Annotated in this window: 12 protein-coding genes; 10 read left to right on the forward strand and 2 right to left on the reverse strand. The window is 61.6% G+C overall.

What is annotated here, in order from left to right; translation table 11 throughout:
• Positions 1-13: 13 nt before the first annotated feature.
• The 3 genes from ahcY to metF all read left to right on the forward strand — a co-directional run bounded on the left by ahcY (position 14) and on the right by metF (position 2693).
• Positions 14-1438 carry an adenosylhomocysteinase gene (gene ahcY, locus FJQ89_RS19820; protein ID WP_141171420.1) on the forward strand — a complete coding sequence of 475 codons (1425 nt, stop codon included), beginning with the start codon at positions 14-16 and terminating at the stop codon, positions 1436-1438.
• 81 nt (positions 1439-1519) lie between these two features.
• Positions 1520-1876, forward strand: coding sequence for a phage holin family protein (locus tag FJQ89_RS19825; protein WP_034783534.1), 357 nt, complete (start codon positions 1520-1522; stop codon positions 1874-1876).
• On the forward strand, positions 1863-2693 hold the full coding sequence (gene metF / locus FJQ89_RS19830; protein WP_099760976.1) for a methylenetetrahydrofolate reductase [NAD(P)H]: 831 nt from the start codon (positions 1863-1865) through the stop codon (positions 2691-2693). Before FJQ89_RS19825 ends, metF begins: the two co-directional genes overlap by 14 nt.
• Positions 2694-2712: 19 nt before the next feature.
• On the opposite strand, the gene FJQ89_RS19835 is transcribed toward metF, so the two are convergent.
• Positions 2713-3243: a 5-formyltetrahydrofolate cyclo-ligase gene (locus FJQ89_RS19835; protein ID WP_141171421.1), complete on the reverse strand. Its 531-nt coding sequence runs from the start codon at positions 3241-3243 to the stop codon at positions 2713-2715.
• 104 nt (positions 3244-3347) lie between these two features.
• On the opposite strand from FJQ89_RS19835, the gene FJQ89_RS19840 reads away from it, so the two are divergent.
• The 4 genes from FJQ89_RS19840 (at position 3348) to FJQ89_RS19855 (ending at position 7976) form a co-directional block, all read left to right on the forward strand.
• Positions 3348-5327 carry a lytic transglycosylase domain-containing protein gene (locus FJQ89_RS19840; RefSeq protein ID WP_141171422.1) on the forward strand — a complete coding sequence of 660 codons (1980 nt, stop codon included), beginning with the start codon at positions 3348-3350 and terminating at the stop codon, positions 5325-5327.
• Between the two features lie 22 nt (positions 5328-5349).
• A complete protein-coding gene (locus tag FJQ89_RS19845; RefSeq protein WP_141171423.1) occupies positions 5350-6066 on the forward strand; it encodes a glutathione S-transferase family protein in 717 nt (238 codons plus the stop codon).
• 12 nt (positions 6067-6078) lie between these two features.
• Positions 6079-7176 (forward strand): multifunctional CCA addition/repair protein, encoded by a 1098-nt coding sequence (locus FJQ89_RS19850; RefSeq protein ID WP_141171424.1) that lies wholly within the window; start codon positions 6079-6081, stop codon positions 7174-7176.
• A gap of 86 nt (positions 7177-7262) precedes the next feature.
• The gene (locus tag FJQ89_RS19855; protein WP_141171425.1) at positions 7263-7976 is read left to right on the forward strand and encodes a GNAT family N-acetyltransferase; all 714 of its coding nucleotides are present in this window, start codon (positions 7263-7265) and stop codon (positions 7974-7976) included.
• On the opposite strand, the gene FJQ89_RS19860 is transcribed toward FJQ89_RS19855, so the two are convergent.
• On the reverse strand, positions 7968-8492 hold the full coding sequence (locus FJQ89_RS19860) for an Lrp/AsnC family transcriptional regulator (RefSeq protein ID WP_070220829.1): 525 nt from the start codon (positions 8490-8492) through the stop codon (positions 7968-7970). The two genes, FJQ89_RS19855 and FJQ89_RS19860, sit on opposite strands and share 9 nt — an antisense overlap.
• Positions 8493-8617: 125 nt before the next feature.
• On the opposite strand from FJQ89_RS19860, the gene hppD reads away from it, so the two are divergent.
• From hppD to FJQ89_RS19875, 3 genes are all read left to right on the forward strand, one after another.
• Entirely contained in the window at positions 8618-9745 is a 1128-nt protein-coding gene (gene hppD / locus FJQ89_RS19865) for a 4-hydroxyphenylpyruvate dioxygenase (RefSeq protein ID WP_071079812.1), read from the forward strand.
• Positions 9746-10031: 286 nt separating this feature from the next.
• Positions 10032-13628 (forward strand): indolepyruvate ferredoxin oxidoreductase family protein, encoded by a 3597-nt coding sequence (locus FJQ89_RS19870; protein ID WP_141171426.1) that lies wholly within the window; start codon positions 10032-10034, stop codon positions 13626-13628.
• A gap of 124 nt (positions 13629-13752) precedes the next feature.
• Complete coding sequence (locus tag FJQ89_RS19875; protein WP_141171427.1) at positions 13753-15276, forward strand: S41 family peptidase; 1524 nt, start codon at positions 13753-13755, stop codon at positions 15274-15276.
• Positions 15277-15392: the final 116 nt, after the last annotated feature.

The raw sequence follows: 15392 nt of genomic DNA on the forward strand, positions 1-15392 counted from the left end.
AAAGGAGGGCGTGATGAACGCCGTACTCAAATCGCAACACGACTACACCATCGCCGATATCACTTTGGCCGCATGGGGCAACAAAGAAATCAAGATTGCTGAAACGGAAATGCCTGGCCTGATGGCCATCCGCGAAGAATTCGCGGCAGCGCAGCCCCTGAAAGGCGCGCGCATCACCGGTTCCATCCACATGACCATCCAGACCGCCGTGCTGATCCAGACCCTGGAAGCACTGGGCGCGCAAGTGCGTTGGGCATCGTGCAACATTTACTCGACGCAAGATCACGCTGCCGCCGCCATCGCTGCCGCCGGCACGCCTGTGTTCGCCATCAAGGGCGAGTCGCTGGACGACTACTGGGAATACACGCACCGCATCTTCGAATGGCCGAACGTGGACGGCAAGGCTGTCTATTCGAACATGATCCTCGACGATGGCGGCGACGCGACCCTGCTGCTGCACCTGGGCGTGCGCGCGGAAACCGACTTGTCGGTGCTGGCCAATCCCGGTTCGGAAGAAGAAATCTGCATGTTCAACTCGATCAAGCAACATTTGCTGACCGATCCGACCTGGTATTCGAAGCGTCTGCCGGAAATCCTCGGCGTGACGGAAGAAACCACCACCGGCGTGCACCGTTTGTATCAAATGCACAAGGAAGGCAAGCTGGCTTTCCCTGCGATCAACGTCAACGATTCCGTCACGAAGTCGAAATTCGACAACTTGTATGGCTGCCGTGAGTCCCTGGTCGATGGCATCAAGCGCGCCACCGACGTGATGATCGCCGGCAAAGTGGCCGTCATCGCCGGTTACGGTGATGTCGGTAAAGGTTCGGCGCAAGCCATGCGCGCCCTGTCGGCGCAAGTGTGGGTGACGGAAGTCGATCCGATCTGCGCACTGCAGGCGGCGATGGAAGGCTACCGCGTGGTGACCATGGATTACGCCTGCGAACACGGCGACATCTTTGTCACCTGCACCGGCAACTATCACATCCTCACGCACGATCACCTGACGCGCATGAAAGACCAGGCCATCGTCTGCAACATTGGTCACTTTGACAATGAAATCGACGTTGCTTCGTTGAAGCAATACGAGTGGGAAAACATCAAGCCGCAAGTCGACCACATCATCTTCCCGTCGGGCCGCCGCATCATCCTGCTGGCCGAAGGCCGCCTGGTCAACCTCGGTTGCGGCACGGGCCACCCGTCGTACGTGATGAGCTCGTCGTTTGCCAACCAGACGATCGCCCAGATCGAGCTGTACGCGAACACGGCCAACTACCCGGTCGGCGTGTACACGCTGCCAAAACACCTGGACGAAAAAGTCGCCCGTTTGCAACTCAAAAAGTTGAATGCGCAGCTGACGGAACTGACGCAAGAGCAAGCCGACTACATCGGCGTGCGTCAAGAAGGCCCTTACAAGCCTGAACACTACCGCTATTAATCGGTAGTCCAGGGCTGTAACTCACCCTCTGAGGGCCGGCGCCCGTCGCCGGCCTGACCCTACTTTTGACAGGCTAGAGAAATGCGCTTGCTACTGATTTGGTTTATCAATGCGGCAGCCCTGTTTGCCGTTCCCTACCTGATGCACTCGGTGACGATGAGCAGCGGCTGGACGGCGCTGCTGGCCGCTGCCGTGCTGGGGCTGGTCAATGCCTTGATCCGCCCATTGCTGATCCTGCTGACCCTGCCCGTGACATTCTTGTCGCTGGGCCTGTTCATTTTGATCATCAACGGCTTCCTGTTCTGGCTGGTGGCGCAGGTGATCGATGGTTTCCATGTCGCCAGTTTCTGGTCTGCCGTGGGTGGTGCCATTCTGTACAGCATCATTTCCTGGGCCTTGTCGACCTTACTTTTGAGTAATGACGATGGAAAAGCATAATTTCAGTATTGAGTTTTTCCCGCCGAAAACCCCGGAAGGGGCGGAAAAGCTGCGCGCCACGCGTATCAAGTTATCTGAATTGCAGCCGAAGTATTTTTCGGTGACCTTCGGCGCCGGTGGCACCACGCAGCAGGGCACGCTCGATACCGTGCGCGAGATCCTGGCGGCCGGCGAACAAGCCGCACCGCATCTGTCTTGCGTGGGCGGTTCGCGTGCATCGATCCGCGCCGTGCTGGCCGACTTCAAGGCGGCCGGCGTGAGCCGCATCGTGGCCTTGCGCGGTGACTTGCCCAGCGGCTACGGTGCCTCGGGCGAATTTCGCTACGCCAACGAGCTGGTGGAATTCATCCGCGCCGAGACGGGCGACCATTTCCATATCGAAGTAGCCGCCTATCCGGAAGTGCATCCGCAAGCCCGTTCGCCGCAGGACGACCTGCAGGCGTTTGCGCGCAAGGTGCAGGCTGGCGCCGATGCGGCCATCACCCAGTACTTCTACAATGCCGACGCGTATTTCCAGTTTGTCGAGCAGACGCAGAAGATGGGCATCAACGTGCCTATCGTGGCCGGCATCATGCCGATCACGAACTACACGCAATTGATGCGCTTTTCGGACATGTGCGGCGCGGAAATTCCACGCTGGGTGCGTCTGAAACTGGCCAGCTTCGGCGACGACAGCGCGTCCATCAAGGCCTTTGGCCTGGACGTGGTGACGGGCTTGTGCGAGCGTCTGCTGGAAGGCGGCGCGCCGGGCTTGCATTTCTATAGCATGAACCAGGCGGCGCCCACTACCGCACTGTGGCAGCGCCTGGTCAAGTAATCCCTCGGGGTTATAGCGCCTAACAGTAAAGATCGCCCTCGGTCATGATGTGATCGAGGGCGATGTCGTATTCGCCGTTGGGAAAGCTTGCCTCCAGGCAGGCATAGGCGATGCCTACCGTGCGCGGACGGGGCGTTTGCGCCAGGGTGCGGTCGTAATAGCCGCCGCCATAGCCGAGCCGGAAACGCTCCGTATTAAAACCCAGGCAGGGCACCAGCAGGGTGGCGGGCGCCGGGCGCAGGCGCAATTGGGCCGGCACGGCCACGCCCATGCCATCCTTGACCATCGCTACACCGGGCGTCCAGTCGGAAAATGCCAGCGGTGCATGCTTTTCCAGCACCACGGGCAAACTCAATTGCACGCCGCGCGCGGCCAGCTGCGCATACGCGCCGTGCAAGTCCGGCTCTCCGTGCAGGGGCCAGTACACGCCCAGTTCCTCGACGTTTTCCTGCACGCACCAGTCCAGCAGGCGCTGCGCGATGGCCGCATCCCACCCCGCGCGCGTAGTCTCGGGCAGGGCGCGGCGGGCCGCCAGCAGGGCCTTGCGCAAGCCGGCTTTGTCCTCTGGCGCAATGGGTGGCCGTGTAGCCGGATCGCATGTTATTCTAGGGTCGCTATTCATATCACCATCAAGTTAAGATTGAGAGTCGTACATTGATTTCCCCACTGAAATGGATTGCCGGCACGATGCTGTGTGTTGCATCGGCCTTGTCTCCTCTGGCCGCCCTGGCCCAGGTGTCCGCCACCGTCTCTCCTGCCGTACCCGACACGCGCAGCGAGGACGATGCCTTCCTGCTGCTGCGCGACGCCGCGCGCAAGGATGACGCCGAAAAAGCCGACTTTTATGCGGGGCGCCTGACGAATTACCAGATTCCATCGTATGTTGACTATTATCGGCTGAAACCGCGCATCAAACAGCTGACTGAGGCGCAATTTCGCGATTACCTGAACCGCTACAAGGGCAGCGCCATCGCCGACCGTTTCCGCAACGACTGGCTGCTGGAGCTGGGCCGCAAGCGCGACTGGGTCGTGTTTGATGAGCAATATCCGCAATTCGCCCTCGACGACGACACCCAGCTCAAGTGCTATGCGCTGATGTCGCGCGCGGCCAAGGGGCAGAACGTGGCGCCCGAAGCGCGCAACCTGCTGGTGTCGCCGCCCGGCTATGGCGAAGCGTGCGGCAGCCTGATCGCGGTCTTGGCGCAAAATGGCCAGTTCGACACGAATGAGCTGTGGGCGCAGATCCGCCTGGCGGGCCAGACCAACGCCACGGGCCCGGCGCGCCGCATCGCGCTGTTGCTGGGCGCGTCCGACGCGAAGATGGCGCAAGCCATCGATTTGCCGGCGCTGATGCTGGCCAAGGGACCGGGACCCAGCCGCGCCGACCACGAGATGTACCTGGTGGCCATCGGCCGCATGGCGAAAAGTACCCTGAAACTGGGCGTGGTGGCACTGCAAAAGGCCAGCACGCAACTGACGCCGCAGGAGCAAGCCATCGGCTGGGCCAACCTGGCCCTGCAGGCATCGTATTCGCTGGCGCCGGAAGCGTTTGAATATTGGCAAAAATCCAATGGCGCACCGTTGACCCAGGAGCAGATGCAGTGGAAAACGCGCATTGCCTTGCGCGAAGGCAACTGGCCTGTGGTGAAGTCGTCCATCCAGGCCATGCCGGCCTCGCTGCGCGCCGATCCCACCTGGGTCTACTGGCTGGCGCGCGCGCAGCAGGCGGAAACGCCGGGCCGCCCGAATGCGCAGGCCGATACCCTGTACCGCACGATTGCCGAGCAGTCGAATTTCTACGGCTTGCTGGCCAACGAAGAGCTGGGCAACCATCTGGTGTTGCCGCCGCCGGGCCAGCCCGTCAGCCCGACAGAAATCGCCGCCATGGCCGCCAATCCGGGCTTGCAGCGGGCGCTGAAATTTTTCAACATGCGCTTGCGCTTCGAAGGCACGCGCGAGTGGAACTGGGAATTGCGTTCGATGACGGATCGCCAGCATCTGGCGGCCGCGGAATTTGCGCGCCAGAACAATGTGCTCGACCGCATGGTCAATACGTCCGACCGCACGCGCCTGGAAGTGGACTATACGCAGCGCTACCCGACGCCGCACGACGACGTCATGCATCCGGCCACGCAAACCCTGGGCCTGGATAAAGCCTGGGTGTATGGCTTGATCCGCCAGGAATCGCGCTTCATCATGGATGCGCAATCGCATGTGGGCGCCTCCGGCCTGATGCAGGTGATGCCGTCGACGGCCCGTTACGTCGCCAAGAAGATCGGTCTCACCGATTTCGTCACGGAAACCTTGAGCGATGTGCGCACCAACGTCTTGCTGGGCACGAATTACCTGAACATGGTGCTCGGTGGCCTCGATGGTTCGCAAGTGCTGGCCAGCGCCGCCTACAACGCGGGGCCGGGACGCTTGCGCATCTGGCGCGCCACCATGACGCGCCCGCTGGAAGGCGCCATCTTTGCCGAGATCATTCCGTACACGGAAACGCGCGGCTACGTGAAAAACGTGATGGCCAACGCCACCTATTACGCGGCCCTGTTCGAGAAGCGCCCGCAGTCGCTGAAAGCGCGCCTGGGTACCGTGGGACCGAAAAACAGCGCCATCGCGGCCGATTTGCCGTAACCCAATGAATTGATACCCGACCATGCAAACGACCATCCTTGATCCCAGCCTGACGCAAACCCTGGCCGCCGCGCGCGAGCCTGGCCTGACCCTCATCATCGGCAACAAGAATTATTCGTCCTGGTCGATGCGCCCGTGGGTGGCCATGACGGCCTTCGGCATTGCGTTCCAGGAAGTGCGCGTGCTGCTCGACCAGAGCGACACGGCGACGAAAATCGCCGAGTATTCGGCCTGCGGCCGGGTCCCCGTGCTGCTGGCGGGCGAGATCACGATCTGGGACAGCCTGGCCATCTGCGAATACCTGGCCGAGCAGTTTCCCGATAAACACCTGTGGCCGCAAGACGTGGCCGCGCGCGCCATGGCGCGCTGTGTCTGCGCGGAAATGCATTCCGGTTTCACCGGCTTGCGCACGGACATGTCGATGAATATCAAGGCGACGTTGCCGGGCCGTGGCCGCACTGCCGCCGCGCAGGCGGACATTGGCCGCATCAGCGAAATCTGGGAAGAGTGCTTGTCGCGCTTTGGACACCACCAGTTCCTGTTTGGCGAGTTTTCCATCGCCGACGCGTATTTTGCCCCCGTCGTCATGCGCTTCCGCACGTATGGCGTGAGTCTGGCGCCGGCGCTGAACGCGTATTGCGAGCGCGTGCAGGCGCACCCGGCCGTGGCGCGCTGGATCACGGAAGCGCTGGCGGAGACGGAAGTCGCGGCCAAGCACGACGCGGAATTACCCGATTAAAGAAGAGTTACCATGAAGATTTATACGGTCGGTGGCGCGGTGCGCGACCAACTGCTGGGCTTGCCCGTGAAAGACCACGACCACGTCGTCGTGGGCGCCACGCCAGAGGACATGCTGCGCCAGGGCTTCCGGCCCGTCGGCAAGGATTTTCCTGTCTTCCTGCACCCGAAGACGCAGGAAGAATACGCGCTGGCCCGCACGGAACGCAAGACGGCCCCCGGCTACCGGGGCTTTGTCTTCCACACGGCGCCTGACGTCACGCTGGAAGACGACCTGGTGCGGCGCGATCTCACCATCAACGCCATTGCACAAGCCGAGGACGGTACGTTGACCGACCCGTTCGGCGGCATTCAGGATATCCAAAACCAGGTGTTTCGCCACGTTTCCGAGGCCTTCGGCGAAGACCCCGTGCGCATCTTGCGCCTGGCCCGCTTTGCCGCCCGTTTCGATACTTTTACGGTGGCACCGCCCACCATGGAGCTGATGCGCCGGATGGTGCAGGATGGCGAAGTCGATGCCCTGGTGGCCGAACGCGTGTGGCAGGAAGTGGCGAAAGGATTGATGGAAGCGCGGCCGTCGCGCATGCTGACGGTGCTGCAGGAATGCGGCGCGCTGGCGCGCATCATGGGAGAAATCCAGTTGAGCGAGCGCTTGCTGCAGGTCATCGACCATGCTGCGGCGCAAGGCCTTGACTTGCCCGTGCGTTTTGCCGCCTTGCTGCTGCGCCTGCCCAAAGATGCCATTGAACAACTGAGTGAGCGCCTGCGCGTGCCCAACGAGTGCCGCGAGCTGGCCGTCATGGCGGCGCGTGAGCTGGACAATATCAACGACGCGCTGGACTTGACCGCCGAAGCCGTGGTGAGCATGTGCGAACGCTGCGATGGCTTGCGTAAACCGCAGCGCTTTGCGCAACTGCTGCAAGCGGTGGCGTGCGATGGGCTGGTCGCGGGCGATTTCCCGCAAGCGGCGCGCTTGCAGGGCGGGCTGGACGCGGCGCGCGCCGTCAACGCGGGCGCGCTGGCGCAAGGTTGTGCGGAGCCGAAACGCATCCCCGAAGTCATCCACGCGGCGCGGGTGGCCGCCGTGCAAGCATTCCTGGCCCAGGCTTGAATGGCGGGAATAGGCTACAATGGCGCCATAATGTTGCACTGCACAATACCGGCCTGACGTGCCGCAGCACCGCCCCAGGAGTCGTCGTGACCTTACCCAAGCTGTTTCAAAATCCGTTTCGCCGCTGGCTCAGTCGTAGCGGCGGCGGGCGCCCGAGCGTACTCGTCAAACAATTGCATGAGCGCGACCGGCGCCGCATGATGAAGCATTTTCTGTCGCTGGAGAAAAGCGACCGTTTGCTGCGTTTCGGCAGCACCTTGCCCGATGAACTCGTGGCGCAGTACGTGCAGAAGATGGATTTCTCGCGCGACATGATTTATGGCGTCTACAACAGCCTGTTCAAGCTGGTGGGCGTGGGGCATCTGGCGTTCGCGCCGAAGGACAAGTCGCCGGCGAAAAGTGTCGTCACGGACAAGGAGCAGGTGGCCGAGTTTGGCGTGTCCGTGTCGAAATCCATGCGCGGCATGGGCGTCGGGTCGAAACTGTTCGAGCGGGCGGCGATACACTGCCGCAACAACGATGTCGATACCCTGTACATGCATTGTTTGTCGTCGAACAAGACGATGATGCATATCGCCAAGAAGGCGGGCATGGAAATTCAGCGCGACTATGGCGAAGCTGATGCTTATTTGAAACTACTGCCGCCGAACCCGACGAGCATGCTGCAGGAAGCCGTGCAGGAGCAGTTTGCCATGTTCGACTACACGTTCAAGGCCAACGCGCGCGCTGCATTCAAACTGTGGGATCGCTTGCCGGGGCGCAAGAAGAAGCCCGAGCCACCGTCACCGCCGTCACAGTAAGGGCAGGGCCGTCGTATCCTTGATGCGCTGCAAGGCAAAGCTCGATTTCACGTCCAGCACGGCCGGGTGGCGCAGCAGGGTCGCCATCATGAAGCGCGAAAAGTGCTCCATGTCTTCCACGTGCACGCGTAATAAATAATCCATTTCGCCCGTCATCGCATAGCAGGCCACCACTTCCGGCCAATGCGCCACGGCCACGGCGAAGTCGGCGCGCGGCGAGGTATTCGTCACCAGGTTGGGCGCCAGCACGCGCGCCGTGCTGTGCGCGGTGGCGTCGCTATGTTTTTCCAGCCGTACATTCACGTAAGCGAGCAAGCCCAGGCCGATCTTTTCCGGGTCCAGCAGGGCCACGTACTGGCGGATGACGCCCGCTTCTTCCAGCCGTTTGACGCGGCGCAAGCATGGCGACGGCGACAGGCTGACCTGTTCGGCCACGTCCTGATTCGACAGGCGGCCATCGGCCTGCAGGACGGCAAGGATCTTGCGGTCCGTTTTATCCAGCGTAATTTTGCTCATGCTCCCTCCGGTGGTTCTCGTTTCACGCAATATTATTGCGCAAATCATGATTGTTCGGGAGATCTTTGGCATTTAATGCCCGTGAGCCACGCCTATACTGTGCGCTACTTCTTGGAGGAGACATCATGCAATTTCAGCCTTGGGATAACCCGATGGGTACCGATGGTTTCGAGTTCGTCGAGTATGCAGCACCAGACCCAAAAGCATTGGGCAAGCTGTTCGAGAACATGGGCTTCACGGCCATCGCGCGCCACCGCCACAAGGATGTGACCCTGTATCGCCAGGGCGACATCAATTTCATCATCAATGCCGAACAAGATTCGTTCGCGCAGCGTTTTGCCCGCCATCACGGCCCGTCCGTGTGCGCCATCGCCATCCGCGTCGACGACGCGGCCTTTGTGTACCGCCGCGCGCTGGAACTGGGCGCCTGGGGTTTCGACAATAAAACGGGTCCGATGGAGCTCAATATCCCCGCCATCAAGGGCGTGGGCGATTCCCTGCTGTACTTCGTCGACCGCTGGCGCGGCAAGGGCGCCGACAAGGAAGGCGCCGCCGCACCGGGCGGCATCGGCGACATCAGCATCTATGACGTCGACTTCGTCGCCATTCCCGGCGCCGTCGCCAACCCCGTCGGCCATGGCCTGACGTACATCGACCACCTGACGCACAATGTGCACCGTGGCCGCATGAAGGAATGGGCGAGCTTCTATGAAAGCCTGTTCAACTTCCGCGAAGTGCGCTATTTCGACATCGAAGGCAAGCTGACGGGCCTCAAGTCGAAGGCCATGACTTCGCCCTGCGGCAAGATTCGCATCCCGATCAATGAATCGTCGGACGACAAGTCGCAGATCGCCGAATACCTGGACCAGTACCATGGCGAAGGCATCCAGCACATCGCGCTGGGCACGGACAATATCTACGCATCCGTGCAAGGCATGCGCGACACGGGTATCGATTTCCAGGACACGATTGAAACGTACTATGAACTGGTCAACCGCCGCCTGCCGAACCATGGCGAGCAGCTGGAAGAACTGCGCCGCCTGCGCATCCTGATCGATGGCCACAGCACGGAAACGGAACGCGAACTGCTGCTGCAAATCTTCACGCAGACGGTGATCGGCCCGATCTTCTTCGAGATCATCCAGCGCAAGGGCGACCAGGGCTTCGGCGAAGGCAATTTCCGCGCCCTGTTCGAATCGATCGAGCTGGACCAGATCAAGCGCGGCGTGCTGAAAGATACGAACGCGGCGTAATTGGCTGTTGTCGGCTTACGCCCTGGCGGGCTAAGCCGACCTACGCGTCACACGTCATTGATGTAGGTCGGATTAGCGCAGCGTAATCCGACATGGCAGCAAAGAAAACAGGCATCAAACAGCACCCGCCCGGGAGTGCAGTGCAGCAAAAGAACTGCGCGCCTTCCTGTGGTAGTCTACGACAAACAAGTCATTTTTCCGCACCGGCATGCTCACAAAGCGCGACCGGTACGTGTGAGTTCAACCGACTTTGCACGCGTAGCACCGAGAATAATGGAGACAAGTAATGAATGCACCAATCAAGGGCTCAAGTCTTGAGCCGGGCGCACACGCGTCCGAGATTTCCCTGAACGACAAATACACGCTGGAGCGCGGCCGCGCCTTCATGACGGGCACGCAAGCGCTGATCCGCCTGCCCATGCTGCAGCGCGAGCGCGACCTGAAAGCTGGCCTGAATACGGCCGGCTATATCACCGGTTACCGCGGTTCGCCCGTGACGTCGGTCGACATGACGGCCATCAAGGCCAAGAAATACCTCGATGAACACCACGTCAAATTCCACCCGGGCCTGAACGAAGACCTGGCCGCCACGGCCGTCTGGGGCACGCAGCAAACGAATCTGTTCGAAGACGCGAAATACGACGGCGTGTTCGGCATGTGGTACGGCAAGGGTCCCGGCGTCGACCGCTGCGGCGACGTGTTCAAACACGCCAATAACGCCGGTTCCGCCAAGCACGGCGGCGTGCTGGTGCTGGCCGGCGACGACCATGCGGCCAAATCGTCTTCCACGGCGCACCAGTCCGACCATATCCTGAACGCTTGTGGCATTCCCGTGCTGTACCCGTCGTCGGTGCAGGAATACATCGACTACGGCTTGCATGCCTGGGCCATGAGCCGCTACACGGGCCTGTGGGTATCGATGAAATGCGTGACCGACATCATCGAGTCGGGCGCCGCCGTCGATTTCGACCCGGACCGCGTGCAGATCGTGCTGCCGACCGACTTCGAGCTGCCGGCCGGTGGCCTGAACATCCGCTGGCCCGACACGGTGCTGGAACAAGAAGTGCGCATGAACAGCTACAAATGGTATGCGGCGCTGGCGTATGCGCGTGCCAACAAGCTCAATAAGATCATCTGGGACAGCCCGAAGGCGCGCATCGGCATCATCACGGCCGGCAAATCCTACCTCGATACGCGCCAGGCGCTGGCCGACCTGGGCATCGACGAGCAGACGGCGTCCGACATCGGCATCCGCCTGTACAAGATCGGCATGACCTGGCCGCTGGAAGCGGACGGCGTGCACGAATTTGCCAAGGGCCTCGATGAAATCCTCGTGGTGGAAGAAAAGCGCCAGATCCTCGAATACGCGCTGAAGGAAGAACTGTATAACCTGAAGGATGGCGAGCGTCCGCGCGTGGTCGGCAAGTTCGACGACACGGGCGAGTGGAGCAACCAGAAGGGCACGGGACACGGCGACTGGCTGCTGCCGGCCACGTATGAACTGAACCCGGCCATGATCGCGCGCGCGATCGCCAGCCGCATTTCGCGCTACTACGCCGGCCACCCCGTCGAGCAGCGCGTGAAGGAGCGCATCGCCTACCTGGAAGCCAAAGAGAATGTGCTGAAAGCGATCAGCGTGAAACCCGATCCGCAGAAAGACCGCACGCCGTTCTTCTGCTCCGGCTGCCCGCACAATACCTCGACCAAGGTGCCGGAAGGCTCGCGCGCGCTGGCCGGCATCGGCTGCCACTACATGGTGCTGTGGATGGACCGCGAGACGTCGACGTTTACCCACATGGGCGCCGAAGGCGTCACCTGGGTGGGGCAGGCGCCGTTCACGAATGAAAAGCACGTGTTTACCAACCTAGGGGACGGCACGTATTTCCACTCGGGCATCCTGGCCATCCGCGCCGCCGTCTCGGCCAAGGTGAATATCACCTACAAAATTCTGTTCAACGATGCGGTGGCCATGACGGGCGGCCAGGAATTCGATGGCCCATTATCTCCGGCCATCATTTCGCGCCAGATCGCCGCCGAAGGCGTCGGTCCCATCATCGTCGTCACCGATGAGCCGGAAAAATACCCGTCCGATTATGCCTGGGCCGAAGGCGTGACCGTGCGCCACCGTTCGGAACTGATGGACGTGCAGCGCGAACTGCGCGACATGCCGGGCGTGTCGGCCATGATCTACGATCAGACCTGTGCCTCGGAAAAACGCCGCCGCCGGAAACGCAATGAATACCCGGACCCGGCCAAGCGCGCCGTCATCAACGAAGCCGTTTGCGAAGGCTGCGGCGACTGCTCCGTGCAATCGAACTGCCTGTCGGTGGAACCGCTGGAAACGGAACTGGGGCGCAAGCGCCAGATCAACCAGTCGTCCTGCAACAAGGATTTCTCGTGCACGACGGGTTTCTGCCCCAGCTTCGTGACGGTGGAAGGCGGCGGCTTGAAAAAGTCGAAGAAAGCGGCAAGCGCCGACAAGGGCGGACCTGAAGTGCCGGCCTTGCCGACACCCACCATTCCTTCGACGGCCGAGCCGTTCGGCATTCTGGTCACCGGCATCGGCGGCACGGGCGTGGTCACCGTGGGCCAGATCCTGGCCATGGCGGCGCACGTGGAAGGCAAGGGCTGTTCCGTGCTCGACATGAGCGGCCTGGCGCAAAAGGGCGGCCCCGTGATGTCGCACGTGCGCCTGGCGGACCGCCAGCAAGATATCCACTCGACGCGCGTCGGCACGGGTGCGGCCGACCTGGTGATCGGTTGCGATTTGATCGTCACGGCCAGCCGCGACGCGCTGTCGCGCATGGGAGAGGGACGCAGCTGGGCCATGATCAACTCGACCAGCTCGTCCACGGCCGCCTTCGTGAAAAACCCGGACTGGCAATTCCCCGGTGCTTCGGCGCGCATGGAAATCGAAAAGGCCTGCGGCACGGATCACGTCGATTTCATCGACGCGGGCCAGATCGCCACGGCGCTGATGGGCGACTCCATCGCGACGAACATGTTCATGCTCGGCTACGCGTGGCAAAAGGGCAAGGTGCCGCTCACCGAAGCGTCGATCATGAAGGCCATTGACTTGAACAACGTCTCGGTGGCGTTCAACAAGGCCGCCTTCAACTGGGGCCGCGCGGGCGCCCACGATACGGCCAGCCTGGTGCGCATGACAACCCCCGCCAAGGTGGTGGAATTCAAGCGCATCGACACGCTCGACGACATCATCGAAAAACGGGTCGCCTTGCTGACGGCCTACCAGGATCGCGCGTATGCGCAGCAGTACCTGGACTTCGTCGGCCAGGTGCGCGCGGCCGAAAGCGCCCTGAACGGCCCGCACTTGCGCCTGACGGAAGCCGTGGCCCGCTACTTCTACAAGCTGATGGCTTACAAGGACGAGTACGAAGTGGCGCGGCTGTACACGGACGGCGCCTTCCAGGCGAAGATCGCCGCCATGTTCGAAGGCGACATCAAGCTCAAGTTCCATCTGGCGCCGCCGATCATGGCGAAAACGGACGCCCAGGGCCATTTGATCAAGAAGGAATATGGCCCGTGGATGCTGAAGGCGTTCGGCGTGCTGGCCAAGTTGAAAGGCTTGCGCGGCACGGCCTTCGACGTGTTCGGCCATACGGCCGAGCGCAAGACGGAGCGCGCGCTGATTCTTGAATACCGCGCGACGGTGGGCGGCTTGCTGCCGAAACTGACGACGGCCAAGCTGGCGCAAGCCGTGGCCATTGCCAGCATCCCGGAAGACATCCGCGGCTATGGTCACGTGAAGGAGCGTCATTTGAAGGCGGCGAAAGAGAAGGAAGCCAGTTTGCTGATCGCCTTCAACGCGCCGACGCCGCTGCCGCCCGTCGTGGCAGCGCCCGTGGCGGCCAGCGTGGCGTGATGGAGTGAACTCCACGCTGTAGCAATGGCGCCTGCGGGCGCCATTTTTTTTGTGTCAAAGAAAACAACGCCTGTTTGAAAAAACTATTATAATTTTTTGATAATTTCTTTTCGGAAAGTTTATCATGCGTTCGCTGCGCTTTTCTTCCTTGCCTGTGCCCCTTGCTCGTCCTGTTGTCCTTTCCATTGCGTTGCTGTTGAGTGCCTGCGGCGGCGGAGGTGGCGGCAGCGACAGCGCGGCCGTCGTGCCGCCCGTCACGCCGACGGATCCTGCGGCGCTGGTCGCTGCATCGACGGTGGCGAACCGCTGCGAGGCACCGCGCAGCGGCAGCAGCATCGACAAGCCGGGCACCTTGCTCGATGAACTGACGTGGGTGCGCAGCTGGATCGATGAAACGTATCTGTGGTACCGCGAAGTGCCGACCACGTACCAGCCGCAAAGCTTCACCACGCCCATCGCGTATTTCGACGTGCTGAAAACAACGGCCACGACGGCGTCCGGCAAGCCCAAGGACCAGTTCCATTTCACGACTCCAACGGCAGAGTGGGAGAATGCGCAGAATGGCATCGAACTGGGCTATGGCATGCTGCTGGCGCAGACGCGTAACACGCCACCGCGCAAGGCGGTGATCTCGATCGTCGAACCAGGCTCGCCGGCGGCCCTGGCGGGCTTGCAGCGGGGCGATCTGCTGCAAACCGTCGATGGCGTCGATTTCGTCAATGCCGCAGACACGGCCAGCGTGAAGGTCATCAACGCGGGCCTGTTCCCCGAGGCGCAAGGCACGCATGCCCTCAGTTTCAGCCGTGACGGAACGGTGCGAAACGCCACCCTGCAGGCGGTCGAGGTCAGCACCAGCGCCGTGCAGAACGAGCGCATCATCGACACGCCCACGGGCAAGGTGGGCTATCTGACCTTCAACACCCACAATAATGTCGCCGAGCGTCAGCTGGTCGAGACCATGCGCCGCTTCCAGGCGGCCGGCATCAGCGACCTGGTGCTCGACGTGCGCTACAACGGCGGCGGCTATCTGGATGTCGCCAGCGAACTCGCTTACATGATTGCCGGCCCGCAGGTCACCACCGGCAAGACCTTCGAGCAGGTGCTCTTCAATGACAAGACCCGGCCGAAAGCGCCCGTGCCATTCCATACGCAAAGCCAGGGTTTTCCCGGCCCGAATCCCCTCCCCAAGGGCACGCCCTTGCCCTCGCTGGGGCTGACGCGGGTGACCTTGCTGACAACGGGCAATACCTGCTCGGCCAGTGAAGCCATCATCAACGGCTTGCGCGGCGTGAATGTGCAAGTCAACCTGATCGGCGGCACGACGTGCGGCAAGCCCTACGGTTTTTACCCTGCACCGAATTGCGGCACCACCTATTTCGCGGTGCAGTTCCAGGGTGTCAACGCCAAGGGCTTTGGTGACTTTGCCGACGGCATGGCGCCGACCTGCGACGTGACGGATGATTACCAGCACCAGCTGGGCGACGCGGCGGAAGGCATGCTGGCGGCGGCGCTGCGCTACCGCAGCAGCGGCAGCTGCACGCCGGCCACAGGCGCGACCAGGCTGTTGAGTTCGATGCAGAGTCCGGTCGACACGGCGGCGCGACTGCTGCGCCCGGGCTACAAGGAAATTGCCCTCATTCGCCAATAAAGCGCATGCTTCTGCCTTGGCATCTCCGTGGCGCCTGACGTTTTCCTGCTCAATAATCTTTCTATATAACAATTTTGATATATAGAAAGATGAATCCATTCGTTCTGGAATGACTG

The sequence above is a fragment of the Janthinobacterium tructae genome (assembly GCF_006517255.1).
Lineage (GTDB): Bacteria > Pseudomonadota > Gammaproteobacteria > Burkholderiales > Burkholderiaceae_D > Janthinobacterium > Janthinobacterium tructae.

What these genes read in the sequence shown, in the direction of transcription:
- FJQ89_RS19870 (WP_141171426.1), top strand. Translation starts at nt 10,032, where the DNA reads ATGAATGCACCAATCAAGGGCTCAAGTCTTGAGCCGGGCGCACACGCG.
- ahcY (WP_141171420.1), top strand. Translation starts at nt 14, where the DNA reads ATGAACGCCGTACTCAAATCGCAACACGACTACACCATCGCCGATATC.
- FJQ89_RS19845 (WP_141171423.1), top strand. Translation starts at nt 5,350, where the DNA reads ATGCAAACGACCATCCTTGATCCCAGCCTGACGCAAACCCTGGCCGCC.
- FJQ89_RS19850 (WP_141171424.1), top strand. Translation starts at nt 6,079, where the DNA reads ATGAAGATTTATACGGTCGGTGGCGCGGTGCGCGACCAACTGCTGGGC.
- hppD (WP_071079812.1), top strand. Translation starts at nt 8,618, where the DNA reads ATGCAATTTCAGCCTTGGGATAACCCGATGGGTACCGATGGTTTCGAG.
- metF (WP_099760976.1), top strand. Translation starts at nt 1,863, where the DNA reads ATGGAAAAGCATAATTTCAGTATTGAGTTTTTCCCGCCGAAAACCCCG.
- FJQ89_RS19875 (WP_141171427.1), top strand. Translation starts at nt 13,753, where the DNA reads ATGCGTTCGCTGCGCTTTTCTTCCTTGCCTGTGCCCCTTGCTCGTCCT.
- FJQ89_RS19825 (WP_034783534.1), top strand. Translation starts at nt 1,520, where the DNA reads ATGCGCTTGCTACTGATTTGGTTTATCAATGCGGCAGCCCTGTTTGCC.
- FJQ89_RS19860 (WP_070220829.1), bottom strand. Translation starts at nt 8,492, where the DNA reads ATGAGCAAAATTACGCTGGATAAAACGGACCGCAAGATCCTTGCCGTC.